Here is a 26,975-nt window from a genome sequence, read left to right as displayed (position 1 = left end):
GCTAACGCGCACCTCCGACACCGCCGCGATCAGGAGGTGCTTAGGCGGTCACGGGACCGCGACGGGGATCAGGCCCCGTGCCCGCGGTCCTGCTCGTCGATGTCGGCGATCTCGGCGCCGTCGGGCTTGAAGGTGAGCGAGAACATCGCGATCGCGACGAGCACGACGATGAACGTCACTCCGAACGAGATCAGCGCCACCACGATCTCGCGGGTCGACAGCAGCACCACGCCGCCGACGAAGAGCGCCATGACGGCCGAGAAGCCGATCAGCTCGAGCGGGCGCAGACGATCCTTGCGGGTGGGCTGGAACGTGCGGGGCGTGAAGTGCTCGTCGTCGGCGCCCGGGGTCGAGCCGGAGTCGGGGGTGGGGCCTTCGGCGGTCATCGGTCTCCTCCGGTGGTCGGGGTGGAGGGCGCGACGGCGTCGGAGGCGCCCGCCCACTTGAGCGAGAACGCGGCGATCCCGAGGTAGACGGCGACCATCACGGCGTAGGCGCCGAGGAGCCCCACCGAGACGACGGGATGGGGCGGGAGGAGCGCGAAGGCCGCTCCGAGCAGGAGCGTCCCGGCTCCGACGACGACGGAGTCGCGCGCGGCGAGTCCGCTGCGGCGGCGCCCGGAGACCAACTCGAAGGTGCCCGCGACGAGGCCCCAGCCCGAGACGAGGGCGATGAACAGCATCAGCGACGGGACGGGCAGCGCGACCAGCGCGAGCACTCCCGCGAGCAGCGTCACTCCGGCCGACACGAGCGCGGGAGCGCGACCCGGTCCGGTCAGGGTGCGCAGGGCCAGGAGGAGCGACAGCGCGCCCGTGAGCAGCGCGAAGCCCGCGAACACGGCGAGGCCCAGGACGGGGCTGTGGTCGGGCGAGAACGTGACCGTGCATCCGGCGACGGCGGCGACGATCGCGCGACCCAGCGGGAGGAGCCAGGTGCGGCTCGTCGTCCGGGCGGTGTCGGCGGCTTCGGCCACGATCGAGCCTCTCTGGTGGTGCGGTCGGCGGAGGATGCGGGGCGGTCCGCCTCACGGTGCGGCGGGATGCGGTCCGGTGCGGGCGTCGGCCGCGGGCGGACCCGCCGGATCCCGCAGGCACGACGATTTTACGCCCCCGCCCGGCGCACGAGCGCCCGGCGCCTCTTCCCCAGCCTTATCCCCGGCGAGTTCCCGGTCCCCGCGAGTGCGCGGTCGAGCCCGACCGCGCACCCCGCCGGGTCAACGCGCGACGGTGCCGAGCCAGACCTCCTCGACCCGCGGGAAGACCGCGGTCGCCGAGAATCGCTCGTCGAACCGGCGCGCGGCCCGCTCGACCATCTGCGCCCGCGCCTCGGCGTCGTCGATCAGCTCGCGCAGCGCGGAGGCGAGGGCCGCGGCGTCGCCCGCGGGCACGACCGAGCCGACACCCTCCGACAGCACCTCGGGGATCCCGCCGACGGCGGTCGAGACGACGGCGGCGTCGCGCGCCATCGCCTCGAGGATGAACATCGGCATGGCCTCGTCGCGCGAAGGCAGCACCGCGATCGCCGCCTCGTCGAGCAGGTCGAGCAGGCGGTCGTGCTCGAGCGAGCCGAGGAACTCGATGCCGGGGATGCTCCGGTCGACGATCTCCTCCTCGCGGATCGGACCCGCGACGAGCAGGCGCCACGTGTCGCCCTTCGCGAGATCGGCCCAGGCCTTCTGCAGAACGTCGACGCCCTTGCGCCGGCTGACGACCCCTCCGAAGACGACCGTGTCGGTCTTGGCCGACGGCGTCCCCTTCTCGATCGCGTTCGGCACGAGGTGCACGCGGTCGGCGGGCGCGTAGCGCCGGCAGATCTCGGACGTCTCCTCCGAGAGCGAGATGACCTCGTCCGCGCTCCGCAGCACGTTCTTCACCAGCGACGGGTGCGCGCGGGTGAACGCGGCGAACTCGCTGCCGTGCAGGTGGGCGACGGTGCGCAGGCCCAGACGGTGCGCGAGGCGCAGGAGCGATCCCTCGCGCAGGAACGAGCCCCGCTCCGAGAGGTGCACGACGACGACGGCCTGCGGCTCGCGCCGCGCGAGCGCCACGATCCGCGCGGCGGCCGACGCCGCCAGGCGGGCCCCCGCCACGTGCTCACCGGGAGCGGTGCGCGACGAGATCACTCCGACCTCGGAGCGCTCGAAGGGCCAGGCCAGGTAACCGTTCACCACCTGGGTCATGCCCCCGGGCACCTCGCCGCTGCGGCCCACGTGGTAGACCGGGCGCTTCGCGGCGGCACCGCGGGCGCGGCTCCCCCGGCTGGGCGTGCGGAGGAGCGACTGGATGTCGTCGCGCACGCCGCGGAGGCGACCGCGGGCCTCCAGCAGCGCCTCGAGCAGCTCGCGACGCCGGCCGGCGACGGCGCCGAGGAACTCGACCGCGTCCTCGGGGCGCGCCTTCGACATGTCGAGGGTGACGCCGTCGACGCCGATCGTCTCGAAGTGGCGGGACGCCTTGGTCGAGGAGTCCATCTGCAGGCTGACGGGGACCGCGCCCTCGGTGAACGCCATGATGATGACGTGCAGGCGGTCGCTCAGGGCGATGCGCGTGCGGCGGTAGAGCTCGCGGAGCTTCACCTCGTGCTGGTCGTGGGTGTCGCTCGGGTCCCAGTCCAGGAGCTCGGCGCCGAGGTCGGCGGCGAGGCGGCGCGACCGGTCGGAGTCGACCGCGACCTGCGTGACCACGTGGATGTCGAGGTCCTCGCGCTGCGCGTAGGCGGCGATGGCGTCCAGCCACTCCTTGCGGGGGTAGGGACGCGCGTCGACCTCGTGGTCCTCGCGGAGGGAGAGGACGAGGATGCGGCGCGCATCCTCCGGCTCCTGCAGGAACGAGCGGATCTCGTCGTCCGTCGCGCCCTCGCCGTAGCCGAGGTCCGGCATCGCCGCTCCCACCCGCATGTACGAGGCGGTGCGGTCGTCGCGCCAGCGGGTGTAGCTCGAGAGGGCCATCGAGGGCCACATGATCGCGCGCGGCAGCGGGGCGAAGTTCCTCGTGCCGACTCCGGCTCGGATGACCTTGCCGCCGCCCAGGCGCACGAGGGCGATCCCGGGGAGCATGACCAGGTGCTCCTTCATGCCGATCAGCGTCAGCTGGATCTCGCCCGGCTTGAAGACCGAGTGCGCACGACCGGCGAGCGCCTCGCGGGCGAGGGCCGCGTACCAGCGCACGAGCGAGCGGTAGACCGTGTCGTCCGGGCCCAGGCGCAGGCCGTCGTCGTAGCCCCACGGCGAGTGACCGACGTAGACGTGCATCGGCCCGGCCTCGCGCAGCCAGTCGAGGAGCTGGCGCCGGAGGATGATGTCGCCGATGTTCTCGTACTGTCCTCGTCCGACGGCGAAGATCGAGCGTGCTTGCGTCACAGGCGGGCCTTTCGGGTGCGGGTCGGGGTCTGTCGCGTCGCCCGGGCGGGGCGATCCGCCGGCCGGGCGTTCCCCGGGAGTGCTCCGGACGTCCTCGCGAGGCACCTCGGCGCGACGCGCATGAACACTATCGCAGCGCTCAGCAGGTGTTCGTGACGAAGAACGCCTTCAGGAATCCGCCGGTCTGGTAGAAGTACTGGCCGATCAGGTAGTCGAACCCCATGGGCTCGTTCGAGGGGATCATCGAGATCTCTCCCGAGTAGCAGCGCTCCATGATCATCCGCGCGCGGACGATGTGCGGCTCGTTCGTCATCACGATCACCGAGTCCCAGCCGTACTCCTCGGCCATCCGCTCGAGCTGCCGCGCCTCGCCCTGGGTGGTCAGCGGTTCGGCCGCGTAGCAGAGGACGTCGCCGCCCTCTTCGTTGCACTTCTTGTACTTCTTGTCCTCGTAGTCGGCCTGCATCTCCTCGGGGCCGACCGACAGCACCATCACTTCGGTGGCTCCCGACTCGATGATGCGGCGCGCGTACTCGACGCGGGCCCGGGTGGAGGGGCCGAGGACGAAGACGGCGTCGGCCTGCTCGGGGATCCGCTCGATGGGGGGCGTCACGTAGAGCGGGATCCCCGCACCGAGCAGCGCGAGCGCGATCAGGGGCACGAGGAGGACCCGCCGCAGCAGGAACCACCAGCGCGGAACGGCGCGGACGACGCGCTCGGCCCGGTGTCCGCTCGTCCGTCGGGACGGGGTGGGCGCCGGGGCGCCCGCCGAGGCGGTGCCGGTCGTGATCCCGTCCATCGCCGCCCCTCGTGATCCTGTCGTGCTCGTTCGACCCACCGGCGCCACTGATCCCGGGGATTCGGCGCGAGGGTCTCATGACGTTATCTCAGCGGATGTTTCGCCGATGAATCGGGGAGATGAATTCTCCGTCACGTCGGACTGTATCGGCTCGTACCCCCAAGGAGTGGGACAGCGGTCACGGGTAGTGTGGAGGCGTTCCCGCGGCCCCACCCCGAAGCCCGGATCCTCCTCCTCGTCCGTCACCGCATCCTCTCGCCGTCGAGCCCCGGCCGGTTCCCGCCCGCCCGGATCGCAGCGATCCCCCGTCTGCCCGTCCCTGCGGGCAGCGGCGCCGCGAACCGGCGTCGAGGGCAGCCGGGGAGTCCGCACAGGGCTCGTCCCGCTCCCGCCGTACGTCCCCTGCACGCCCCCTGAGCCCCCTCGAGCCCCCGGAGCCACCCGTGAACCCCTCATCGCACACTCTCCCCCGCGAGCGGAGCCGCCCGGCGCGTCGACGCCGCGGCGTCGTCGTCGGGGCCCTCGTCGCGGCACTCGCCCTGCTCGTCACTCCCCTGGTCTCCCAGGCCGCCTCGGCCGACACCCTGGACCCCGGCGCCGGGAACACCGTCCGCGTGCAGGAGGGCGATCCCGCCCTCGTCTACGACGGGCCCTGGCGCACCATGTCCGGCGGCGACAGCGCCGGCGGCATCCGCTTCCTCAACCGCGCGGGATCGGTCACGCTCACGTTCCGCGGCACCGGGTTCACCTGGATCAGCCGCACCACCTCCTACGCGGGCATCGCCTCCGTCTCGCTCGACGGCGACGACATCGCCTCGGTCGACCGCTACAGCCCCACCGCGAAGTACAAGGTGCCGGTGTTCTCGCGGAGCGGCCTGCCGGACGCGCAGCACACGGTGACGATCTCGTACACCGGCACGCGGGCCGCGGCCTCGAAGGACAAGAACCTCGTCATCGACGCGTTCGACATCGTCCGCGGCGACGGATCGACTCCCGAGCCGACCCCCTCCGACGCACCGACCCCGACCGACGAGCCGGAGGTCCCGACGAGCGACCCGTCCACGCCCGCCCGACCGGCGCTGACCCCGTCCGCGACCGCTCCGCTCGTCGCCGAGGAGACCGACCCCGTCCTCGTGTGGAAGGGACGCTGGAAGGACCTGAAGGGTGGCGACAGCGGAGGGTCGATGAAGTACCTGACCTCGGCGGGCTCCGTCTCGTTCGACTTCATCGGCACGTCCTTCCGCTGGCTCAGCCGCACGACCTCCTCCTCCGGCATCGCCAGCGTCTCGATCGACGGAGGACCGGCGACGGCGGTGGACCGCTACAGCCCGAAGGCCGAGTACCAGGTCCCCGTCTTCGAGAAGAACGGCCTCGACCAGGGCAGGCACACCGTGACCGTCTCGTTCACCGGGAAGAAGAACCCGAAGTCCTCGGGGAAGAACCTGATCGTGGACGCGTTCGTGCTCTCGGCCGACGGGCTCGCGGTCGGCGGAGTGACGCTCGCTCCGCTGGTCGACGGCTACGCGGTCGCGTGGAACGCACCGCTCTCCTCCGGCGCCGAGTCCTACGACGTCTTCCGCTCGAAGGCCGACGGCTCCGACGAGCGGAAGCTCGCCTCGGTCGCCGACCCCGTGCGCCTCTACCGCGACGAGGACGCCTCCGCCGACGAGGCCTACCGCTACTGGGTCGAGGGCGTCGACGGCTCCGGCAGCCGCGCCCGCTTGAACGAGTCCGTCTCGACGACGAACGCGATGCGCTCGCAGCGCGCCGCCGTGAGCGCGGCCTTCGACTGCCCCGCCCCCACCACGACGGTCTCCGACTCCGGCGAGCTGGACTCGGCGCTCCGCTCCGCGGGCTCCGGCGACGTGATCCGCCTCGCCGACGGCGAGTACACCGGCGAGTTCGCGCTGCGGAAGAAGAAGGACGTCTGGCTCTGCGGGTCCCCCGACGCCGTCGTGACCTCGGGGGGCATCTCCTCGGGAACCGCACTGATGCTCAACGACGTCGAGGACGTCCACCTCACCGGATTCACGGTGCGCGACTCCTTCCAGGGCGTCCAGGTGCTCGAGAGCGAGGGCGTGACCATCGCCGGGCTGACGGTGACCGGGATCGGCTACGAGGCGGTGCACCTGCGCAGCCAGACGACCGACTCCCTGATCACCGGCACGACGATCCGCCGCACAGGGCTCGTGACCGCCAAGTTCGGCGAGGGCGTCTACATCGGCACCTCCGACCGCAACTGGTGCAAGTACAACGACTGCGACCCCGACCGCTCCGCCCGCATCTCGATCATCGACAACACGATCAGCGACACGGGAGCCGAGCCGATCGAGGCGAAGGAGGGTACCCTCGACGGGTCGATCCTCGGCAACACGGTCTCGGCCGGGTCGCGCCTCGACTCCGACGTGGCCTCGCTCGTCCTCGTGTCGGGCAACGGATGGCGGGTCAGCGGCAACACGGCCACAGGAGGCACGACGTACGGCTACCAGGTCATCACGCGCGCCGACGGCTCGGGCAACGACAACTCGATCGACGGCAACCTCGCCGTCGGCTCGACGTCGGCGCCGGTGTACCTCCACCAGCCGTCGAAGTGGACCACCGAGGGCAACACGCTGAGCTGCTCCAACTCGGGCGCCGACCCCGTCGGAACGCAGCCCTGCACCCCGTGACGCACTGACCGGCCCCTCGCCGGCCCGAGCACCCGCGCCGCCCCCGTCGACCCGACGGGGGCGGCGCTGTCGTTGCGGGGGGCGTGCCCGGGACTGGTCGTCCCCCCTGCTCATCGAGCAGTCCGCGTGGCGGCCGTATCGAGCGGAGGGGCGCCTTCGGTGCCGGCGCAGGGCGGGGACGAGACGCGGCTTCTGGGAGACGTGGGTCTCGATACGCCCCTTCGGGGCTACTCGACCAGCGAGGAGGCGGGGGTCTCTTCCCAGTAGGTCCACCAGCACCCGGAGCCGGTCGGTCTCGATACGCCCCTCCGGGGCTACTCGACCAGCCGACTGCCTGCTGATCGAGTAGCCCGCGCAGCGGGCACATCGAGATCGACCGCCGCCCGGAGCCCGAGGGGCTGCCCGACCGGCGAGAGGGGCGCAGACGAGAAAAGCGCGTGCCGCCCGACGGGAGAGTCGGGCGGCACGCGCTTCAGGAGAGGGCGATCAGACGATCGCGGGCGTCTTCTGCAGGCGGCGGCGGGCCACGACGAGCGCGCCGACGACCGGGGTGCCGGCGGTCTCGATCCAGTGGGTGTCGGCGGCGGCCTGGCGGCCCTCGACCTTGCCCTCGACGAGGACGAGCACGGCCGCGTCGGCCAGCCCGCGGAACGCGATCGACTCCTCGGTCGAGCCGACCACTCCGGTGATCAGGAGCACGATGTCGTAGACCTGCTCGAGCTCGCGGATGACGGCGCGCAGGGCCTCCGGACGACCGGCGGCGGCGGCGTTGCGTCCACCGGCGGGGAGGAGGTCCATGCCGTCGTCCTGGCGGCGGACCACGGCGGCGTCGAGCGAGGCGGTGCCGGACGCGACGTCGCGCAGTCCGGGGCGGCCCGCGGCGGCGTCGGCGAGGGCCGATCCGTCGGCGGTGGCGTCGACCAGGATGACCGAGGAGCCGACGGCGGCGATCGCCTTGGCGAGGAGCACGGCGCTCGTGATGTGCGGCGTGCTGGAGGTGGCGGGAGCCAGGGCGAAGGAGCTGACCGAGCGGGCGCGGCCGATCGAGGACAGCTCGAACGCGACGGCCGAGTACCGGGCCGGGATGCGGTTCGAGGCGAGCAGCTCGCCGAGCTTCGCGACCTTCGACGGCACCACGCCGAGGAGCGGGCGCTCCAGGGCGGTGCGCACGTCGTCGCCGTCGCGGATGCGGCGGTCGAGCGCGGTCAGCACGATCGCGACTCCGACTCCGATCACGGCACCGGCGAGCAGACCGAGGATCAGCAGGACGATCGGGCCTCCCGTCACGGGGATGAGCGGCGGGATCGCCTGGCTGAGCACCTCGAGCTGGATGACCGGCACGGGCTGGGCCGTGACCGCCGGCGTCTCGGTGCCCTGCACGGAGGCGTCGAGCTGCGCCGCGAGGGCGTTCGCGATCACCGCCGCCTGCTCAGCGTTGGGGTCGGTGGCCGCGATGGTGATCACGACGGACTCGAGCTCCGAGGTGACCTCGACGCGCGAGGCGAGGTCCTCGATCGTCTCGTCGAGCCCGAGGCTGTCGATCACGCCCTGCAGGACCGTGTCGGAGGTGCCCAGGGCGACGAAGGTGACCGTCGCCTGCGCAGCGGCGCTGTTCGCGGCCACCCGGTCACTGGTCGAGAGGGCGCCCGTGGTCGAGACCGCCACGTAGACGCGGGCCTCGGCCCGGTACTGAGGGAGCACGACCGCGTTGACGATGAGGGCGCCGATGATCCCGATGAGCGTGAAGGCGACGATCACGATCCACCTCCGCCAGATGCCGGCGACAAGTCCGTTCAAGGTCATGATTCTGGTGTCCCTTTCGTGATCGGCACCGTGGGTACTCGGGAGCCGACTCTAGCGTCGTGATGTTTCGGCCGGATTCCGCGGCTCATCGGAGAAGGTGCAGCGGGAGGCGGTGGATCAGAGATTCGCCTGCAGGAAGGCGAGGATCGCCTTCTTGTTGTTGGGCGTGTTGTTCTGCAGACCGTGGTGCTGCTCGCCGTCGATGCCGACCTCGGCCGCCACGCCGACGCCCTGGAGCGCCGCCTGCATCGCCTCGGCCTGCTCGACGGGGACGAGCTCGCCCTCGGACGTGAGCCAGATCTGGGGCGCATCGCTCGCGTCGACCGCGGTGATGGGCGACGCGGGGACCGCCTGGGGGCAGGACTCGCTGACGGACTCGCACCCGAGGTACGAGACGATCTGCTGCTCCGCCTCGGGGGCGGGATCGCCGAGCGTGAGGCCCGCTTCGGTCATGTCGGCGACCGCCGAGAAGGCGACGACCGTCTTGACCCGGGAGCCCTCGGTCAGCGGGCCCTCGCCCGCGGTGCCGAGGGACGCGGCGATGATGGCGCCGGCGGAACTGCCCATCGCCCCGATGCGGGCGGGGTCGATGCCGAAGCGCTCGACCTGCTCCGGGTCGCGGAGCCACTCCACGGCCGCCTGCGCGTCCTCGATCTGCCCCGGGTAGAGGCTCTCGGGGAGGAGGCGGTAGTCGATGGTGAAGGACGCGTAGCCGCGCTGCGCGTAGTAGGCGCAGAGCTCGGACATGCCGCCCTCGTTCCGCGCGCCCTCGACGAAGCCGCCGCCGTGCATCATCACCAGGGCCGGGAGCGGCCCGGTCTCGCCGGTCGGGAGGCAGGCGTCCGCCTTCAGCGACGTGCCGTCGATCGAGCGGTACTCGATGGCCTTCTCGGTCGTGAAGCCGGCCGGGCTGGAGACCGGGCCGGGGCTCGCCGTGCAGCCCGCCAGCGTCGCGGCGGCGGCCAGGGCCATCGCCAGGAGTCCGGCTCTGCGGTAGGTGGTTGCCTTCGTCACTCTTCGGTGTCCGCCTTCGTGGATCGGGGGGAGGGAGGTGTGCGGGAGCCGATGTCCGGGGTGCTCACGGCATCGGTCGCTCGGGCGTCGGTGCTGACGGCGGGGGTGCCCGGGCGCGGCTTGCGCTTGGCTCCGGGGCCGCCGAGGATCGCCGGCGGCACGTAGATCCAGCGGATCTTCGAGAGGTACCGGGTCACGAAGAGGGAGATCACGACGGCGAGGACCAGCACGACCAGCAGGAGGGGCACTTCGAGCCCGGCGAGCCGCGAGCGGTCCTCGGGGAGGGCGAAGCGGAGGAACGTGATGCTCGCCACGATCACGTACAGGTGCAGCAGGTAGATGTGCAGGCTCCGCTCGCCGCACGTGGTGACGAAGTGGAGGAACCGCACGCGGGACAGCGAGCGGGACACCAGGATGCCCATCGCGACGGCCGCCATCTGCGCCGCGAGCACCAGGAACGGCACCCAGCGGACGGGGAAGACGAACAGCACGACGCTGAGGGCGAGGAAGACCGGCGTCACGATGAGGTAGGCCTTCGCGCCCTTCTGCTCGACGAAATCGATGATCTTCTTCGAGTAGAGGGTCCCCACCAGGAAGAAGACGAACAGGGCGCCGATGCGGTTCCACCCGACGTTGGTCGTGTTGATCAGACCGGTGGTGAACAGCGTGCCGAGGATCGCCGCGAAGGCGACCTGCACCCGGTGATCGACCTTACGCAGGAGCCAGGCCCCCAGGGTGAACAGGAAGAGGCCGTAGATGAACCAGTAGCTGCTGCTGGGCCAGAAGAAGAGGAGGAGGAGGTTGAGCGGGTCCGTCGCGGGCAGCTCGCCCAGTCCGCCGTTGGCGAGCGGGACGACCAGGTAGAAGACCATGCGCAGCACGGACCAGATCACGTACAGCCAGAGCAGCGGGTAGAGCCTGCGGCGCCAGAGGTCGCGGAAGGACCACGTGGGGATCCGGCTCCCGAAGAGCCCAGAGACCAGGAAGAAGACCGGCATCGGGAAGAGCTCGAAGACGACCTTGATCCGGCCGAGCGTGTTCTCCACGCCGATGTCGCCGAGGTACAGCGAGGTGTGGTAATACACGACCAACAGGATCGCTGCGCCCTTGGCGAAGTCGACCCACTCGCGCCGAGCATTGGCCGGCGCCTTCATCATCTTGACCATCTCCACCCCCCTTTGCACTTCTCGGACCACCCTCGGATCCAGCCGCTCCGCAGGACCGGGCAGGGCCCGGCACGCGTCGCAACCCGGCCAGCCTACGGGAGGCGCGACACTCACACCTACTTGCGAGGATTCGGGGGGACACGTGGTACCGCTCCCGCCGAGCCTCCGGCGGCGTCCCCCTTCGTGAGGGCGCCGCCGGTCGGTCACCGTCGGGCGCGACCCGCGTCCATCGCCCGCCGGTAGAGCGCGGGAGCTCCCCAGGCGAGCGCGAAGAGCACGGCGCGCTTCGCATCGCGGCGTCCGGCGAGCGCGATCAGGTGCCGGAGGGACGCCTCATCGTGCGTCTCGCGCCAGAGTCGGTCCGCTTCGCCGGCCTCGTGAGCCCCGGACGTGGCGTCCTTGAAGCGGGACAGCAGGTTGAACCGCGCGAGGTAGTACGAGAACTCCGGCGACCGCGTCAGACGGGGGTCCAGGCCCTCGGCCGTCGACTCGACGACCCGGGCGAGCGCCGCGAGCGAGTCGGCCCGCTTCGCACCCGAGCGGATGATCGACCCCGAGCGGAGGTGGTACTCGTACACCCGGTCCGGGATGACGGCGACCTCGTCGGCCGCCGCGAGGAGCTGGGCCACCTGGGCCTGGTCGGAGTGCTGCCGGATCCTCGTGAAGTCGATGCCGTCGAACAGGGTCCGGCGGAACAGCTTGTTCCAGAGGTGCCCGGTCAGCTCGCCCACGAGGAGCGCGTCGAACGCGCCCCGGCCGCTCAGCGCCACGGGTCCGCGCAGGCCCCCGATCGGAGTCGTGCCTCCCGGCTCGACCGTGACGGCGCCTCCCACGACCACGTCGGCCCTCGTCGACAGCGCCGCGGCCAGCAGGACCTCGACGGCGTCGTCCGGCCAGACGTCGTCGGCGTCGACCATCCAGATCCACTCGCCGCGGGCCTCGCCGACGCCGCGCTCGCGAGCGGCCGCGACTCCGGCGTTGACCTCCTGGGTCAGCGGGCGCACGCGCGCGTCGCGCTCGGCGGCGGCGCGGGCGATCTCGCCCGTCCGGTCCGTGGAGGCGTCGTCGACGACCAGGATCTCGATCCGGTCGTGGGTCTGCCGGAGGAGCCGCTCCAGCGCCGAGGCGAGGTGCTCCTCCTCCTGGTGGCAGGGCAGCACGATCGAGACGAGCGTGTCGGCGGAGGTCACGGCTGCGCCATCACTCGCGCGAGCACGATCTCGAGAGCGCGCCCGCTGGACTCGAGCGAGAAGCGGTCGAGCCAGCGCTCGACTCCGGTGACCTCGAGCTCGCTCGCCCGGAGGAGGGCGTCGGCGAGGTCGGAGGCGGACGCCGTCAGCGACAGCTCGCCGGTGAGACCCGGGACGATCGCGTCGGCGACGCCGAGGGCGCCCGAGACGGCGACGGACGGGACTCCGGCGGCCGCGGCCTCCACGAGCACGTTGCCGAAGCCCTCGCGCAGCGACGGGAGCAGCACGACGGCGTTCTCGTCGAAGTGGGTGAACCAGTCCTCGACCCAGCCCATGTCCTCGAAGACGACGTTCCGCTGGGTCGCCTCGGAGCGCATGCTGTCGAGCAGCGGCCCGCCGCCGAACGAGACGACGCGCACGTCGACGCCGCGGCGGCCGAGCTCCTCGGCCGCGCGGATCGCCAGCTCGGGCCGCTTCTGCACGACGAGGCGGCAGGGCAGCACGATCTGCAGTCCGTTCGCCGCGCCGGGCACGCGGTGCACGCGCTGCGTGAGGTCGACCTTGGCGGTCGCGGGGTTCGGGACCACGGTGCAGCGCTCGCCCGAGACTCCGAAGCCGGCGACGAGCTCGCCCGCCACGGGGTGCGAGATCGCGATGACGTGGTCGGCGCGGCGGTACAGGGTCTTCGCGAGACCCAGCTGCACCTTCTGCACCTTCGAGAACCCGGGGATCCCCAGCGAGACGAGGTTCCGCTCGCTGACGATCGTCTTGGGGCGGTAGCGCTTCGGAGTGGTCTCCGCGGCCGCCAGGAGCACGATGTTCGGGTAGCCCTGCAGGCCGATGGCGACGTCGGGGGTGCGGCGCTGGAAGAGCTCCTTGAGCATCTTCGCCTTGCCCACGTGGCCGGTGCCGGCGCCGATGCGGTGCAGGACGGCACCCTCGGGGAGGTACTCGTCCGTGGCCTTGGAGGAGGTCGTGACGACGTCGACGTGGTAGCCCTGGTCGAGCAGCCACTGCATCCAGGTGCGGGCGACGAACTCGGCCCCACCGCCGTGCAGCGAGGTCACGACGAACATGATGCGGTTCGGGCGGGTGGACGGTGCTGTCGTGCTCACTTGACGACCTCCGAGTCGAGTCCCTGGGTGTTCAGCGCCGAGAGCCGGGTGACCTCGGGCAGCGCCGCGGCGATGGTCGCACGCAGTCCGCCCCCCTCCGGTCCGGTGAGGATCCGGTCGAGCACGGGGAGGACCGCGTCCGCGAAGCCCGGCACGGGCTCGACGCAGAGCTCGGGCAGGCCGATGAGGCGCATGATGCCCTCGACCTTGCCCTGGGTGGCCAGCGTGATCGCGGGCACGCCGAGCGAGAGCGACATGATCGCGAGGTGCATGCGGCCGGTGACGACCAGCAGCGCGTCCTCGGCGAGTCCGCGGATCTCGGCGGGGAACAGCACGCGGTCGACGACGGTGACGCCCTCGGAACCGACGCGCTCGGCCACCGCGCGCACGGCGACCTTGTCGTCGCCGATCGGACGGGACACGTGCGGCAGGAGGACGACGTGCACGCCCGCAACGCGCAGCCGGGCCACGATCCGCTCGTACTCGGGGACCTGGTCGACCGACTTCGCCACGAGGGCGCTGGCGTTCACCAGGGCGTAGGGGACGCCGACGGGCAGGTCGAGCGCGTCGCGGGCGCTGCGGTCCCGCGTCCGGGCCGAGAACACGATGTCCGTGACCTCGACGACGCCCTTCGCGCGGTCGCCGCGGGCGCGCTCGGCCGAGACCGGGTCGCGCAGCATCGGGACGGCGCCGGCGCGCGACGCGGCGGCGAGGCTCCGCTTGGCGGCCAGGCGGGCGCTGCCGTTCCAGCTGAAGCCGAGGATGCGCGTCGGCACGCCGGCCTCGGCGGCCAGCTGCGCGAGGAGGGAGCGGCGGACGGATCCGCGGAGGCTGTACTTGCCGTCCATCATGTCGGCGCCGATCACCGAGAACGTGCTCGCGCGGCGCACCAGCTCGGCGAAACGGCGGAGGTCCGCCGCGTGGTCCTCCCCCACTCCGTAGACGAGGTGCGGCAGGACGACGACCTCGACGCGATCGGCCTGGTCGGCGGGGACGACGACATCACCGGCGAAGCGCTCGATGATGACGACCGGGCCGGAGGTGTTCTCGAGGAACGCCTCGAGCATGGCCTGGTCGCCGATGTTGCCGCTGCCCGGCGCGGCCAGCAGCAGGTGCGCCGAGGGGGCGGCGGGGAGCGACGACACGGCGGCCCGGAAGACCTTCGCGTCGCGCTTCGCGGGAAGGAGCGTGGTCGTGACGAAGTCCTTCTTCCAGGACTTCACGACGCCGAGCTTGAGTTTCATCGGTCTCTTTCACTAGGGGTAGCGGCGGGGTCCGACTCGAGGGTCGGCTCGTCGGTGGGGACCGGAGCGGCGGCGGCCTTCGGCGCGCGCTTGAGGTGGCGGCGGGCATCGGCGAGCCCGAGGATCTGGCGGCGGAACGCGGGGAGGACGAGCATCCACAGGCCGACCCCGACGAGCACCGCGGCCACGCCGACGGCGAGGCGGAGGATCGGCACGTCGGCCGGGAGCGCGATCGTCGCGAAGAACGCGCCGACCGTGATGCTGCCGAACACGACGAGGCTGCGCAGTCCGTTGAGGAACATCTCGCCCACGGGTGCGTCGGAGGTGCGGCCGATCCACAGCAGCGCGATCGGCCAGGTCAGGGCGAGGGACGCGGCGTAGGCGACGGCCACTCCGGTCACGCCCCAGTTCGAGCCGACCAGGATCAGGACGACCATCAGCGGGCGGGTGCAGAGGCTGTACCAGACGCTCTGGCGGACGAGGTTCTTCGCCAGGAACACCCACCACGAGCAGTAGGCGGTGGCCTGGAAGAAGCCGGCGACGAGCAGGATCTGGAAGATCGGCACCGAGGCGAGCCAGCGCTCGCCGAGCAGGATCCGGATGACCGAGTCGGCCTGGGATCCCAGCACCGCGAGCACGAGGCCCATCACCGTCAGCATCGCCGACTGGCCGAACAGGATGAAGGTGCGGAAGCGCTCCTTCTCGTCCTGCAGGCGCGAGAGCACCGGCAGGGCGACCCGCTGCGCGGGCGCGTTCAGCTGCTGCAGCGGCAGCATCATCAGCTGGAAGGCACGGTTGTAGAGACCGAGGTCGACCGGGCCGAACCGGGCGCCGATGATGACCGAGTCGACGTTCTTGCTGACGTAGGTCAGCGCCTGCGTCGCGAAGACGCCGCCGCCGTAGCGGAGGAACGCCTTCATCGGCTCGCCGCGGCGGTAGCGGCCGGGGAGCCACCCCGTGATCGCGATCAGGACGATCACTCCCACCAGCGGCTGCACCACCTGGGACGCGGCGAGCGCCCAGTAGCCCGCTCCGGACAGGGCGAGGATCACGCCGAGCGCGAGGCCGATGACCTGGCCGGCGATGTCGACCGCGGTCAGCTTCACGAAGCGGAGGTGGCGGGCGAGGTCGGCGCGGAACTGCGTCGCGACTCCGTTGAGGAGGAACGTCGACGAGAGCGCGACCGTCAGCAGCTGGAGCCGCGGGTCGCCGTACAGCGCGGCGACCGGCCACGACGCCGCGATCACCAGGAGCGTGAGCACGAGGCCGATCGCGGAGTTGATCCAGAAGAGGTTGCTCTTCTGCCCGCGGCTGATCTCCTTCGCCTGGATGGCCGCGGAGGAGAGACCGAAGTCGCGGAAGATCTCGCCGATGCCGATGATGGCCGTGACCATGGCGATCAGACCGTAGTCCGCGGGCGCGAGCAGGCGCGCCAGGATGACGATGCTCCCGAGCTGGATGACGATCCGGACGGCCTGGCCGCCGATCGTGACCGCGGCGCCGCGGGTCGCCGAGCGACCGAGACTGCCGGGGGCCTTGGGCGCTGCGCTCATCGCTTCGACTTCTTCTTCCTGGTGACGGCGTCCTGGTACGCCTCCTTGAGCTGGAGTCCGAGCCTGTCCCAGTCGCGTCCCGCGAGGGCCGGGGTCCCGGTGCGGGGGCGGGCGCGGAGGTCGGCGATCGTGGCCGTGATCGTCTCGGGGGTCAGCTCGCCGTCGTACTCGATGACCCAGTCGCTGCCCACCTCCTCGGCCAGGACGGAGTTGGCGGGGGTCCTCGGGACGAGGACGGGCCGGGCGAGCGAGAGCGCCACCAGGATCGAGCCGGAGTTGTGCATCTCGCGGTACGGCAGCACCACGAGCTCGGCGAGGGCGATCTCCCGGACCATCTCGTCGTCGTCGACCCGGCGGAGGGTCGCCGAGACCCGGTCGTCGCGCGCGGCGCGCTCCTCCACGAGCTCGCGCTGACCGGCGCTGGGGCTGCCCACGACGTGCAGCGAGAGCGTCGGGTCCTCGACTCCGCGGAAGACGTCGATGAACTCGACGACGCCCTTGTAGGGGCGGATGATGCCGAAGTACAGCAGGCGGCCCTGCTCGGACGGCGGCTGCGGGTGGCGGGCGAACTGGTCGCGGTAGTGCCCGTGCAGGATCGTGACGGCCGGGACTCCGGCCGGGGTGACCGTGGTGGGGTTCAGCCGGACGAAGAGGTCGGTCGCCTTGTCGATGCGCCGCAGCGAGCGCCGCTCCGCCACGGGTCCCTTCTCGTGCGGCTCGGCGTTGTGCACCGTGCGCACGAGCGGGATCCGCCGCAGGGCGAGGCGCACCAGCAGCACGTCCAGGGCCCGGCGGCGCAGGAACCGGTGGCTCCGGCTGCGGCCGCGGATCATGAGCTCGGGCCAGTGCACGTGCAGCACGTCGTAGCGGGCGGTCAGGGCGCTCCGCCACGAGAAGAAGAGGAGCTCGACGCCGGGCGCGAGCCCGTCGACGATCGAGTCGACGTACTGGGTCGTGTCGTCCGGCGGTGCGAGCGACTGCTGGACGACCAGGTTCGCGGCGCCGTCGCGCCCGCGCGTCATCGTCCGCTCCTGGCGGTGACCGGGGCGTCGAAGATGCGGGCACCGCGCGGCTGGCGGCGCATCCGGATCCCCTTGGAGAACTCGGGCACGTGGACGGGGTTCAGGCAGATGATCACGAGGAAGCCCAGGAGGAGGTGGCTCGGGCGCACCGCGTCGATCGCGTTGTAGCCGGCGAGGCAGATGAGGAAGCCGAGCAGGGCCGTCGCGGGCGCGACGTCCTTCTTCGAGAGGGCGCTGGCGGCGAGGGCGCCGACGAAGATCAGGAAGAAGACCACTCCCGGGATCCCGACGCTGATCAGCAGCTGCAGGAACGAGTTCTCGATGACGACCTCCGAGAAGAGGCGGCCGGTGATGCCGGAGGTCCCCGCGCCGGAGCCGAGCCAGTTCGAGAAGTCGGCCGCCTGCAGCGCGACCGTGATGCCCTCGTCGCGGGCGTCGGCCGAGATCGCGGCGTCGAGGTTGTTGTTGCGGGCGGTGACGGGCTCGAAGTTCAGCACTCCGACCGCCGCGATGATGCCCGCGACGGCGATGGAGCCGGGCCGCGAGAGCGACCGGTTCGGGTTCATGAAGGCCACCGCCACCAGGGTCACGGCGATCGCGATGCCGACCGCCGCCATGGGGCCGCGCGAGACGGTGCCGACGACTCCGGCCGCGGCGATGATCGCGCAGATGAGGTCGGAGCGGCGCGAGCCCTGCAGCCAGGCGCCGAAGCCGAGGGCGGCGCCGACGGTGAAGAACGTGCCTGCGAGCAGCGGGTGGCCGAAGGTCGCCTCGGCCCGGTAGAGCGACCAGTGCTGGGTCGACTCGCGGCCGAGGATCTCGTAGACGGTGCCGTACAGCGGCGAGCCCTGCAGGACCAGCTCGATGCAGGCGTAGAAGCCGAAGACGGCGGCGAGGATCACCCAGGTCTTGCGCAGCAGCACGGCCTCGCGCTGGGCGTCGAACACGAAGAGCGGGAGGATCACGCAGACGGCGATGCTGATCATCCACGAGACGCCGGCCGAGGCGTACTCCGAGCGGAGCGACACGACGGCCGACCAGGCGAGGAGCGCGAACCCGCTCAGGATCGCGATCGCGCGCGGCGCGGTCAGCACCAGCTCGCTCGTCCACTCCCGGATGGGAGCCCGCCACAGCTCGGGGGACAGGGCGCGGCGCAGGACCCAGACGACGAGCACGACCGCCCAGAGCGTCACGCGGAAGGTGAAGCCGGACGGGGTGAGGGGCGAGGGGACGATCGCGAAGAGGGCCAGCGCGAGCGCGGGGAGCCAGTGCGCGGGCACCCGGAGCACCACGACCGCTCCGACGATCCCGCCGGCGGCGAGCACGACGAGGCTGGCGCTCCCGGTCATGGAGCGCGTGGTCATGACGTAGAGCAGGCCGGCCACCACGATGGTGGCGAACGAGAAGACACCGGCGACGACGAGCCGACGGGGCAGGAGATCGATCACGGTCGTGGATCCTTCTGGAGTCGGAGCGGGAGGAGGGGGCGCGGGCGGTGCGGAGGCCGGCGGTGCGATCGGAGGCGGGGTGGAGCGGGGACCCCGGCCGTCACCGGACGGCGCAGAGGATCGGGGAGCCGAGGACGAAGGAGCGCATCTCCTCGACGTAACGACTGTAGGGGCGGGACCGGGCGATCCGACCCACTTCCTCCGCTCGGGCTCGCAGACCGGCCGGATCGGCCAGCAGCCGCGCGGCCGTCTCGGCGAGCTCCTCGGGCCGCCCGGGCGGGACGACCGCCACCGCGAGGTGCTCGTAGCCGCGGATCCCCGCGACGTCCGACGCGATGACCGGGGTGCCGCGCGTGGCCGCCGAGGCGAGGCGCACGTGCCCGGTGCTCTTGCGCGTGTCCTTCAGAGCCAGCACGTAGAGCTCGCTGGAGGAGAGGAGCCGGTCGTGCTCCTCGCGGGGCACCTCGACGAGCACCGTGCTGCCGGGGGTCGCCGATCGCCGCGCACTCTCGGCGTCGCGGTGATCGCACACCGCGGTGAGGGGGACGCCCTGCTCGCCGAGTCCGGCGAAGAACGTCTCCCAGTCGCAGGAGTTGCGCCCGGACGCCATCGCGCCGCTGCGAGCGGTCGGCTCGGCGGGCGGGACGCGGTCGTCGAACCAGTAGAACGGCACGTGCACGATGCGCTCGGGCGGGATGCGGAAGCGCTCGGCGTACTCCTCCCGCTCCCACTCGGTCATGACCTGGATGCGCGCGACCGCACGGCCCAGCAGGAGCCGGTAGAGACGGACGGCCGCGGCGCCCTTGAGCCCGGGACGGACCGTGCTCGGCATGAACTCGGTGAGGACGAGCCGGCGGCGTCCGGTGAGGGCCAGGAAGCCCGCGAGCACGACGACACCGCCGATCCGACGGGTCCCCTGCGACGTCAGCACGAGGTCGTAGTCGCGGCTGCGGAGGCACATCCGCAGCGTGGTCCGCCATCGACGGAGCGCGCTCGTGTTCGTGCCTGCCACGTCCGCGCCCACGACCCGTCCGTACCAGGTGTCACTCAGGATCCGAAGGGGTGCCGGTTCCGCCATCGATCAGGCCGGGCCTTCCCGCAGCCAGCGCTGGAAGGTCGTGAGCATGTCGGCGTTGGTGGAGGAGGGCACCGTGTGGCCGTTCTCCCTGCCCTCCCCCGAGTGGGCGACGATGGTCGCCTCCTTCGCGAGGGGCAGCGCCCGGCGGTAGAAGCGCCCGCCGTGCAGCTCGAGGGGCACGAGCTCGTCCTCGGAGGAGCCGGTGACGCGCAGTCGCGCGCCCGCCCAGGCGGACTCGGGCAGGCGGAGGGGGTTGGCGGCTCGGAGGGCCGCCGGGTCGTTCCCGTAGATCGGCAGGACGCGCGAGGGATCGCGGCGGCCCAGGTCCTCCATGTCGAACGAGCCGCTCGCGTGGTACGCGCCGCGGATCGCGGGGACCATGCGCTTGCCGTACGCCCAGGCGAGGAGCGTGCCGCCGCCGGAGTTGGAGCGGAGCAGGCTAGCCGAGACCGTCCACACCGACGACGCCCACGCCGCCGCCTTCGTCTGAGCGGCGAGCGCGACGGGGTTCGTGTAGAGCGAGCCGCCGTAGTTGGGGCAGATCGAGACGAGGCCCTGGTCGACGGCCTGGTCGGCCGAGTACTGGTACGCGCCGGACAGGGCCGCGTAGTTGCTCCCGCTCGCGTGGTAGTACCAGATCATCGAGACCGAGGACCCCGGCTTCGCCGAGTGCGGCACGAACAGGCGGGCGCGATCGCCCGAGATGACGACGTCGACGACCTCGTACTTCTTCTTGCCCACCCGCGAGACCACGGTGTCCGTGCGCGAGATCTCGCCCGGCAGTCGGGGGATCACCGAGTAGTTCGGTGCGGCGGAGGCCGGCGACGCGACGACGAGGGTCGCTCCCACTCCTGCGGCGGCGGCCGACGACAGCAGCAGCGCTCGTCGGGAGATCCGGGGGGACTGGGGTCGGGTCATGGCGGAGTCCTTCACAGGCGGTCGAGGTGTGTGGCGCGGGGCCGAACGGTCCGAGCCGCCCCGAGGCTCTGCGAGATCACTCGCCCGCCGATCCTACGTGGCAGGCCGTCTCCATGCACGGCCGAGGGGCCGGGGGCACCTCAGCCCCGGGCCCGGCGGGGGACGAGTCCGCCGAGGAGCGACGTCAGCCGCCGCCACCGCGAGCGGGGGTTCGGCACCGAGGTCTGCAGCACGAAGCTCGGCCGCTCGGTCGCCGCGACCACCCGGCGGCTCGCCGCGCGCTCGAGGATCTCGCGGGTCAGCTCGCCCGCCTCCGCGTGCACCGCGAGGCCCGACTCCGCCAGTCGCGCCGCGATCTGGACCTGGTGGTCGTCGACGTGCTCGCCGTGCGCGAGGCGGCGCGGGACGAGGATCGGGACGCGGCCCTGCTCGATGGCGCTGAGCGCGGTGCCCACGCCCCCGTGCGCGATTACGACGTCGGCCTCGGCCATCGCCGCCACGAGCTCGCCGTGCGGCACCGAGGGCCGCCCGTCGATGCCGAGGCCGGAGACGTCGGTCATGCCTGTCTGCCAGAGCACCTCGACACCCTCGAGCAGCGGCACCACGGACTCGAAGAAGCGCGAGAAGGGGTACCCGTCCTGCGTCCCCACCGAGACGACGGCGCGGCGGATGGGCTGCGGCGGCACGTCCTCGACGTGGTAGTTCTCGAAGATCGCCCCGCCGAAGCGCCAGCGCGCATCGGCCCACGAGCGGTACTGCGTGTAGGTCGCGACGCCGGGGAGCTTGGCGAGGATGCGACCCGAGAAGGAGGGACCGTCGACCCGGGCGGCGCTCTCGATGTAGTGCGCGGGGATCCCCTGCAGCACCGCGAGCGGGAGGATCGAGAGCGCGGGGCTCGCTCCGGTGCTGAAGACGGCGTCGAACCGGCGGCTGCGCAGGATCCGCCGGCCGAGGAGGACGTTGCGCAGCAGCGGGACGACCGCGCGCGGCGGCGCCTCGTGGAGTGCCGCGACCTCGCGCCCCGCCAGGAGGCTGCGGCTCAGTCCGCCCTCGGGGGTCGCCCAGAACTGCTCCTCGACCGGGATCCGGAGCTGTTCGGCCAGCGTGTGCAGTTCCGACAGGTGGCCGCCGCCGGAGCAGACGAACAGATACGACGCCACGGCGTTCCTTTGCTTCCGGTCGGGGGGAGCCGATGGTGAGGGGGCGGTCACCACAGGGTTCACGAGCAACCTGCGTAGTGCGAGACGGATCGGAGCCTAGCAGGAGTGCATCCCCACCCGAACTGGGGACTTCGACCGGCCCTGTCCACGGCCCGCCGATGCCCTCCCACGCCCTCGCCCGGGGGTCAAGGACGGGCGCGGATCCGCCCGGAGTCGTAGCGTCGGACTCCCGCGCCCGTTCCGTGGACGCGACGAGAGAGGCCACTGATGAGCGAGAACGAGCAGAGCCGGCCGGTCATGGACGGCAGCGACGACGCGACCAACGACGAGAAGCTCAGCGGCCTCGTCGAGCAGGTCGACCACGACCACGGAGCCGAGGGCGCCGGAGCGATGGCCGATGCGCTGCGCGACCGCGCCGACGAGACCGACACCGACATCGTCGACGAGAAGGAGTGACGGGCGGTCGCGTCGATCGGGGTCGCGTGACTCCGCTCGACGCGGCTCCCCTCAGCTCGGCAGGGCCGCTCGGGCGCCGCGGAGGAAGACGGCGGTCATGATCGCGCGGGTGCGCGCAGGCGAGGCGTCGAGGGGGCCTAGGAGGTCCTCGATCCGCTCGAGGCGGTCGTAGAGGGTCTGCCGCCCGATGCCGAGCGCCGCCGCGGTGGCCGTCTTCCCGCCCCAGAGGGAGGCGTAGGTCTCGAGCGTCGGCAGCAGGTCCGGCCGCTGCGCCAGGAGGGGCCCGAGCAGGTCCTCGACGAAGTCGTCGGCCTCGTGCGCCTCGCGCAGGGCGCTGGCGAAGCGCTCGAGCCGGTGCTGGCGGGCGTCGATCACGCCCCCGGGCCGGGCCCACTCGCGCACCCCCCGCACCTCGGCGAGCTCCCGCTGGAGCGAGCGCTGGTCGCCGATGCCGCTCCCGACGCACACCTGGCCGGCGTGCATACCGGCCGCCCTGACGAGCAGCTCGGCGCGTGCCCGCTCCATGGCCGCCACCGTCGAGAAGGCGAGCAGCGCGAGGACCTCCGTGCCGACCACGCTGAGCACCGGCTCCGACTCGCCCACCGCGCGCAGGGCGCCGCGCACCTCCCGCAGCACCCGCTCGTCGTGCTCGACGTCAGCCGAGACCCCGAGGTAGCGCTCGCGCCCGCCCGCACCGAGCCGCTCGAGGAACGCGTCGACCTGCAGATCCAGCGTGCTGGGCGGCTGCGGAGCGCTGAGCACCGCGATCAGCTGCGCCGCGAGCCGCTCGTCGACCGACGGAGGCCGGTTCCGGAGGACCGCGATCGCGAGCACGTCGGGCGCCCGATCCAGGGCCACCGCGACCGAGTGCACGTCGGCGTCGACGTGCGCGCGGAGGTACAGGGTGCCGAGCAGGGAGTCGCCGGCGTGCAGCACTCCCGAGAAGGCGCCCGCTGTCCTGGCCGTGTCGATGCCCCCGCCGGGATCCGCCCGCGCGAGGGGCTCGCCGGTCGCGGAGACCAGAGAGGCGCTCGCGCCCGTCTCGGAGGCGACGACCTGCAGCAGCTCCTCCACCGTCGCCTCCCCGGCCGCCGCTTCGCCGAGGCGACCGGACAGTCTGTCCGCCAGCCGCAGACTCCGGAACTTCTGCTCGGTCAGCCGGGTGTTGATGCTCTCGCACACCTGCACGAACGGCACCCGCTTCGCGAGCGAGAGCACGGGGAGCCCGAGCCGGTCGGCGGCCGCCACGAGCGGCGCGGGCACCTCGGGCAGGCGCGGCGAGAGCTCGACGGCCAGGGCCCCGACTCCGGCCGCGACCAGGGATTCCACGTAGCGGCGGCACTCGGCGGGGTCCTGGTCCGACGCCAGGTGCACGCCCTCCATCAGCAGCAGCTCGCCACCCAGGAGGAGCGGTCCGACGTCGAGCTGCTCGCTCGCGTGCGCCCAGCGGATCATCGCGCGCAGCGCCGGGTCGCCTCCGGCCACGACGACGGGGAGGGCGGCGGAGAGCAGGGGGTCGCGGAGGGCGTCCAGGAGCAGGTAGGCCATACAGAACGTCCTCTCGCGTCACGGCGAATTTACACGGGGGCGCGTCGCGCGAAACCGGTCCGGAGCAAAGTGGCCTCACCGCCGGTCGAGGACCTCCCGCACCACGTCCGCCCGGCGCCCCCCGCTCCCCCACCGCTCCACCTCACTCCGAGAGGATCCGCCATGAGCACCGACGCCCTGCACGGCACCGCCGATTCCGAGGAGGCGCTCGCGCCCCTCCCCGACTCCCGTCGCACCGCCCGCCTCGACGGCCAGTTCTGGATCTGGGCCGGCGCCAACATCGCCCCGATCAACTGGGTCCTCGGCGCCCTCGGCGTGAACATGGGCCTGGGGCTCTGGGACACGGTCACCGTCCTGGTGCTGGGCAACGTGGTCGGCATGGCCGTCTTCGGCTTCTTCGTGCTGCTGGGGCAGCGCACCGGAGCGACGGGCATGCTCATCGGCCGGGCCGTCTTCGGGCGCCGCGGCAACTACGCCCCCGCGGCGGTGCAGGCGGTCGTGGTGATCGGATGGTGCGCCATCAACACCTGGATCGTGCTCGACCTCGTCATCGCGCTGCTCGGCTCGGTCGGCCTCGTCGATCCGGAGGAGTCGAACATCGGCTGGAAGATCGCCGTCGCGGCCGTGATCATGGCGATCCAGGTCGGGATCTCGTTCCTGGGCTACCGCGCGATCGCCGCGTTCGAGCGCTGGACCGTGCCGCCGACCCTGATCGTCCTCGCGCTGATGTCGGTCGTCGCGTGGTTCTTCCTCGACATCGACTGGTCCTACGCCGGCCCGGCCGAGGGCGCCCTCACCGGCGGCGACCGCCTGGCCGCGATGTCGATCGTGATGACCGCGATCGGCATCGGCTGGGGCCTCACCTGGCTCGCCTACGCCGGCGACTACTCCCGCTTCGTCAGCCCGCGCGCCTCGCGGCCGAAGCTGTACTTCGCGAGCGTGCTCGGCCAGTTCATCCCGGTCGTCTGGCTCGGCCTGCTCGGTGCGACCCTCGCGACGAAGAACGGCGGCGTCGACCCCGGCGAGCTCATCGTCGACAACTTCGGCGCCCTCGCGATCCCGGTGCTGCTCCTGGTCGTGCACGGCCCCATCGCGACGAACGTGCTCAACATCTACTCGTTCAGCATGGCCACGCAGGCGCTCGACGTGCGGCTCGGACGCCGCACCCTCAGCCTCATCGTCGGCGTCCTGGCCTTCGCCGCCGCGGTCTTCTTCGTCTTCCAGGACGACCTGGCGACCACGCTCGACGCGTGGCTGGTCGGACTCGTCGGCTGGGTCGCTCCGTGGGGCGCGATCGTGCTCGTGCACTACGCGGTCTTCGAGAAGCGCGTCCGCTCCTTCGGCCACCTCTTCGCCCCGGTGGGCTCGCCGCTGCTCCCGGACGTGCGCTGGCGCGCCCTGCTCTCGTTCGCGATCGGCGCGACGCTGACCTGGATGTTCATGAACGGCTCCGTCCCCGCCCTGCAGGGGCCGGCCTCGACCGCCCTCGGCGGCATCGACGTCTCGTGGCTGGCCGGCGCGGTCTCGGCCGGCGTCGCCTACCTTCTGCTCGGACGTCGCGACGCGACGGCCTGGGTCGAGAGGCGCGAGGCCCTGGAGCGGGCGCCGCGGGCGGCCGAGCCGGTCCTCGGGTAACCGGCCCCGTCCCTCCGCTCTCCTCTCACCCCCGCTGGACCGCCCGCACCGCCTGCTCCAGACGCTCCACCGCACCTCGAACCACGAACGGAACCGCCATGCCGCTGCTCATCACCGACGCCTCCGTCATCACCATGGACCCGGTCTCGGGCGCCGTGCCGATCACGGCGAGCATCCGGATCGTCGACGACGTGATCGTCGCGATCGGCCCGGGGCTCGCCGCGGAGCCGGGCGACGAGGTGATCGACGGCCGCGACCGCCTCGTCACCCCCGGCTTCGTCAACGCGCACACCCACTCGTGGGAGTACCTCTACAAGGGGCGCTACGACAACCTGCCGCTCGAGCTGTGGATGCTGCTCTCGTACCCGATCCTCGGCGACAGCCGCGTCGCGCCGGACCTGGTGCGGCTGCGCTCGTCGCTGTTCGCGCTCGAATCGCTGAAGGCCGGCGTGACGACGCTGGTCGACGACGTGCTCGAGAACCCGGATCAGGACGCCGCGCAGCTCGCGGCGGTGTTCGACGCGTACGACGAGATCGGGATCCGGGCGAACATCTCGGGGCACGTGATCAGCAAGCCGTTCTTCGAGACGATGCCGTTCCTCGAGGAGCTGCTGCCGGCGGACGTCCTCGAGTCGGCGCGGGCGGCCTCGCGGCCGACCACCGAGGGGTACCTCGCGTTCAGCCGTGAGGCGTTCGCGAGCCAGCACGGGCGCGGCGGGGGCCGGCTGCGCTACATGGTCGCCCCCTCCGCTCCGCAGCGGGTCGCGCCCGAGCTGCTGGTCGGAGCGACCGAGCTGGCGCTCGAGCACGACGCGGAGTGCCACATCCACGTCCTCGAGACGAAGACCCAGCTCGTCACGGGCGAGGAATCGTACGGGGGCACCCTCGTCGAGTACATGGAGCGGATCGGGGCGCTCTCGCGGAACACCACGTTCGCGCACGGGATCTGGCTCACCGACTCCGACATGGACCGGGTCGCGGCGGCCGGCACGTCGATCTCGCACAACCCGCTGTCGAACCTCAAGCTCGGCTCGGGCATCGCGCCGTGGCGGGCTCTGCACGACGCCGGAGTGAACCTGGGGCTGGGCACGGACGGCTGCTCGAGCAGCGACTCCCCGCGGATGCTCGACGTGATCAAGGCCGCGGCCCTGCTCCACAAGGTGACCGATCCCGACCTCGCGTCGTGGCCGACCGTGGCGGAGGTGCTCACGGCCGGCACGATCGGCGGAGCGCGCAGCGCGGTGCTCGACCACGTCACCGGCAGCATCGAGGTCGGCAAGCAGGCCGACCTCGTGCTGTTCGACCTCGAGACCCTGAACTTCACGCCCCGGCAGCGACTCGAGAACCAGCTCGTCTACTCCGAGAACGGCTCCTCGATCGACACGGTGATCGTGGCCGGCCGGGTCGTGGTGGCGGGCGGCGAGTCCACGACGGTCGACGAGAAGGCACTGCGGGCGGATCTGGCTGCGCAGCTGGGCGGGATCGTCGCGTGGCAGGACTCGCTCGACCGCACCAACGGCGTGCTGACCGCGCCGTTCCACCGCATGTACGAGCGGGCGATGGCGCGCGACGCGTCGATCGACCGGTTCAGCGGGCGACGCCTGGTCTGACGGCTCGCCCCTGCGCCACCTCCGGCTCGCAGGAACCCGTTCGGCTCGCGAAACTCCGCAGATTCTGCGAGCCGTGCTCGAATCGACGAGCCGGAGATCGACGCCCCTACGCCGGTCGCATCGTCGACTCGCAGGAATCCGTTCGGCTCGCGAGAATCCACAGATCCCGCGAGCCGGACACGAATGCAC

At 72.0% G+C, this 26,975-nt stretch carries 21 protein-coding genes; 4 read left to right on the top strand and 17 right to left on the bottom strand.

What is annotated here, in order from left to right; translation table 11 throughout:
- Nucleotides 1-68: 68 nt before the first annotated feature.
- The 4 genes from ASF48_RS02600 to ASF48_RS02585 all read right to left on the bottom strand — a co-directional run bounded on the left by ASF48_RS02600 (nt 69) and on the right by ASF48_RS02585 (nt 4,157).
- Nucleotides 69-386, bottom strand: coding sequence for a hypothetical protein (locus tag ASF48_RS02600; protein WP_230672329.1), 318 nt, complete (start codon nt 384-386; stop codon nt 69-71).
- A complete protein-coding gene (locus ASF48_RS02595) occupies nt 383-973 on the bottom strand; it encodes a DUF308 domain-containing protein (RefSeq protein WP_055785928.1) in 591 nt (196 codons plus the stop codon). The genes ASF48_RS02600 and ASF48_RS02595 overlap by 4 nt, the downstream gene beginning before the upstream one ends.
- A 240-nt stretch (nt 974-1,213) precedes the next feature.
- Nucleotides 1,214-3,358: a glycosyltransferase family 4 protein gene (locus ASF48_RS02590; protein ID WP_055785926.1), complete on the bottom strand. Its 2,145-nt coding sequence runs from the start codon at nt 3,356-3,358 to the stop codon at nt 1,214-1,216.
- A 139-nt stretch (nt 3,359-3,497) separates the two neighbouring features.
- The gene (locus tag ASF48_RS02585) at nt 3,498-4,157 is read right to left on the bottom strand and encodes a YdcF family protein (protein WP_055785921.1); all 660 of its coding nucleotides are present in this window, start codon (nt 4,155-4,157) and stop codon (nt 3,498-3,500) included.
- A gap of 443 nt (nt 4,158-4,600) precedes the next feature.
- On the opposite strand from ASF48_RS02585, the gene ASF48_RS02580 reads away from it, so the two are divergent.
- Nucleotides 4,601-6,826 carry a right-handed parallel beta-helix repeat-containing protein gene (locus ASF48_RS02580; RefSeq protein ID WP_055785917.1) on the top strand — a complete coding sequence of 742 codons (2,226 nt, stop codon included), beginning with the start codon at nt 4,601-4,603 and terminating at the stop codon, nt 6,824-6,826.
- Between the two features lie 486 nt (nt 6,827-7,312).
- On the opposite strand, the gene ASF48_RS02575 is transcribed toward ASF48_RS02580, so the two are convergent.
- From ASF48_RS02575 to ASF48_RS02520, 12 genes are all read right to left on the bottom strand, one after another.
- The gene (locus ASF48_RS02575; RefSeq protein WP_162240150.1) at nt 7,313-8,623 is read right to left on the bottom strand and encodes a Wzz/FepE/Etk N-terminal domain-containing protein; all 1,311 of its coding nucleotides are present in this window, start codon (nt 8,621-8,623) and stop codon (nt 7,313-7,315) included.
- A gap of 123 nt (nt 8,624-8,746) precedes the next feature.
- Nucleotides 8,747-9,643, bottom strand: coding sequence for an alpha/beta hydrolase (locus ASF48_RS02570; protein ID WP_055785910.1), 897 nt, complete (start codon nt 9,641-9,643; stop codon nt 8,747-8,749).
- Nucleotides 9,640-10,809 carry an acyltransferase family protein gene (locus ASF48_RS02565; RefSeq protein WP_157603027.1) on the bottom strand — a complete coding sequence of 390 codons (1,170 nt, stop codon included), beginning with the start codon at nt 10,807-10,809 and terminating at the stop codon, nt 9,640-9,642. Before ASF48_RS02565 ends, ASF48_RS02570 begins: the two co-directional genes overlap by 4 nt.
- A 203-nt stretch (nt 10,810-11,012) precedes the next feature.
- Nucleotides 11,013-11,999 (bottom strand): glycosyltransferase family 2 protein, encoded by a 987-nt coding sequence (locus ASF48_RS19600; RefSeq protein WP_055785904.1) that lies wholly within the window; start codon nt 11,997-11,999, stop codon nt 11,013-11,015.
- Entirely contained in the window at nt 11,996-13,114 is a 1,119-nt protein-coding gene (locus tag ASF48_RS02555) for a glycosyltransferase (protein ID WP_055785901.1), read from the bottom strand. Before ASF48_RS02555 ends, ASF48_RS19600 begins: the two co-directional genes overlap by 4 nt.
- Entirely contained in the window at nt 13,111-14,358 is a 1,248-nt protein-coding gene (locus tag ASF48_RS02550; RefSeq protein ID WP_055785898.1) for a polysaccharide pyruvyl transferase family protein, read from the bottom strand. The genes ASF48_RS02555 and ASF48_RS02550 overlap by 4 nt, the downstream gene beginning before the upstream one ends.
- Nucleotides 14,355-15,911 carry a lipopolysaccharide biosynthesis protein gene (locus ASF48_RS02545; RefSeq protein WP_082480934.1) on the bottom strand — a complete coding sequence of 519 codons (1,557 nt, stop codon included), beginning with the start codon at nt 15,909-15,911 and terminating at the stop codon, nt 14,355-14,357. The genes ASF48_RS02550 and ASF48_RS02545 overlap by 4 nt, the downstream gene beginning before the upstream one ends.
- A complete protein-coding gene (locus tag ASF48_RS02540; RefSeq protein ID WP_055785893.1) occupies nt 15,908-16,933 on the bottom strand; it encodes a glycosyltransferase in 1,026 nt (341 codons plus the stop codon). Before ASF48_RS02540 ends, ASF48_RS02545 begins: the two co-directional genes overlap by 4 nt.
- Nucleotides 16,930-18,381 carry an O-antigen ligase family protein gene (locus tag ASF48_RS02535; protein WP_055785891.1) on the bottom strand — a complete coding sequence of 484 codons (1,452 nt, stop codon included), beginning with the start codon at nt 18,379-18,381 and terminating at the stop codon, nt 16,930-16,932. The genes ASF48_RS02540 and ASF48_RS02535 overlap by 4 nt, the downstream gene beginning before the upstream one ends.
- Before the next feature lie 100 nt (nt 18,382-18,481).
- A complete protein-coding gene (locus ASF48_RS02530; RefSeq protein WP_162238016.1) occupies nt 18,482-19,405 on the bottom strand; it encodes a glycosyltransferase in 924 nt (307 codons plus the stop codon).
- A gap of 57 nt (nt 19,406-19,462) precedes the next feature.
- Nucleotides 19,463-20,377 carry a hypothetical protein gene (locus ASF48_RS02525; RefSeq protein ID WP_055785886.1) on the bottom strand — a complete coding sequence of 305 codons (915 nt, stop codon included), beginning with the start codon at nt 20,375-20,377 and terminating at the stop codon, nt 19,463-19,465.
- A 140-nt stretch (nt 20,378-20,517) separates the two neighbouring features.
- Nucleotides 20,518-21,537, bottom strand: coding sequence for a glycosyltransferase (locus ASF48_RS02520; protein WP_055785884.1), 1,020 nt, complete (start codon nt 21,535-21,537; stop codon nt 20,518-20,520).
- A 267-nt stretch (nt 21,538-21,804) separates the two neighbouring features.
- Between ASF48_RS02520 and ASF48_RS02515 the strand changes: the two genes are divergently transcribed.
- Nucleotides 21,805-21,993, top strand: a complete 189-nt coding sequence (locus tag ASF48_RS02515) for a hypothetical protein (protein ID WP_055785881.1) — start codon at nt 21,805-21,807, stop codon at nt 21,991-21,993.
- A gap of 51 nt (nt 21,994-22,044) precedes the next feature.
- Here the strand turns inward: ASF48_RS02515 and ASF48_RS02510 are convergent, their stop codons facing one another.
- Complete coding sequence (locus ASF48_RS02510) at nt 22,045-23,541, bottom strand: PucR family transcriptional regulator (protein WP_055785878.1); 1,497 nt, start codon at nt 23,539-23,541, stop codon at nt 22,045-22,047.
- Nucleotides 23,542-23,703: 162 nt separating this feature from the next.
- Here ASF48_RS02510 and ASF48_RS02505 point away from each other — a divergent pair, with 162 nt between their 5' ends.
- On the top strand, nt 23,704-25,176 hold the full coding sequence (locus ASF48_RS02505) for a purine-cytosine permease family protein (protein ID WP_055785875.1): 1,473 nt from the start codon (nt 23,704-23,706) through the stop codon (nt 25,174-25,176).
- 98 nt (nt 25,177-25,274) lie between these two features.
- Entirely contained in the window at nt 25,275-26,786 is a 1,512-nt protein-coding gene (locus ASF48_RS02500) for an amidohydrolase family protein (protein ID WP_055785872.1), read from the top strand.
- Nucleotides 26,787-26,975 lie beyond the last annotated feature (189 nt).

This window comes from Rathayibacter sp. Leaf299 (genome assembly GCF_001423055.1).
Lineage (GTDB): Bacteria > Actinomycetota > Actinomycetes > Actinomycetales > Microbacteriaceae > Rathayibacter > Rathayibacter caricis.
This window is presented reverse-complemented; position numbering and strand designations above follow the sequence as displayed.

Coding starts and splice junctions, on each gene's coding strand:
- ASF48_RS02600 (WP_230672329.1), bottom strand. CDS start 386: ATGACCGCCGAAGGCCCCACCCCCGACTCCGGCTCGACCCCGGGCGCC.
- ASF48_RS02585 (WP_055785921.1), bottom strand. CDS start 4,157: ATGGACGGGATCACGACCGGCACCGCCTCGGCGGGCGCCCCGGCGCCC.
- ASF48_RS02565 (WP_157603027.1), bottom strand. CDS start 10,809: ATGGTCAAGATGATGAAGGCGCCGGCCAATGCTCGGCGCGAGTGGGTC.
- ASF48_RS02550 (WP_055785898.1), bottom strand. CDS start 14,358: ATGAAACTCAAGCTCGGCGTCGTGAAGTCCTGGAAGAAGGACTTCGTC.
- ASF48_RS02545 (WP_082480934.1), bottom strand. CDS start 15,911: ATGAGCGCAGCGCCCAAGGCCCCCGGCAGTCTCGGTCGCTCGGCGACC.
- ASF48_RS02540 (WP_055785893.1), bottom strand. CDS start 16,933: ATGACGCGCGGGCGCGACGGCGCCGCGAACCTGGTCGTCCAGCAGTCG.
- ASF48_RS02525 (WP_055785886.1), bottom strand. CDS start 20,377: ATGACCCGACCCCAGTCCCCCCGGATCTCCCGACGAGCGCTGCTGCTG.
- ASF48_RS02515 (WP_055785881.1), top strand. CDS start 21,805: ATGAGCGAGAACGAGCAGAGCCGGCCGGTCATGGACGGCAGCGACGAC.
- ASF48_RS02510 (WP_055785878.1), bottom strand. CDS start 23,541: ATGGCCTACCTGCTCCTGGACGCCCTCCGCGACCCCCTGCTCTCCGCC.
- ASF48_RS02505 (WP_055785875.1), top strand. CDS start 23,704: ATGAGCACCGACGCCCTGCACGGCACCGCCGATTCCGAGGAGGCGCTC.
- ASF48_RS02500 (WP_055785872.1), top strand. CDS start 25,275: ATGCCGCTGCTCATCACCGACGCCTCCGTCATCACCATGGACCCGGTC.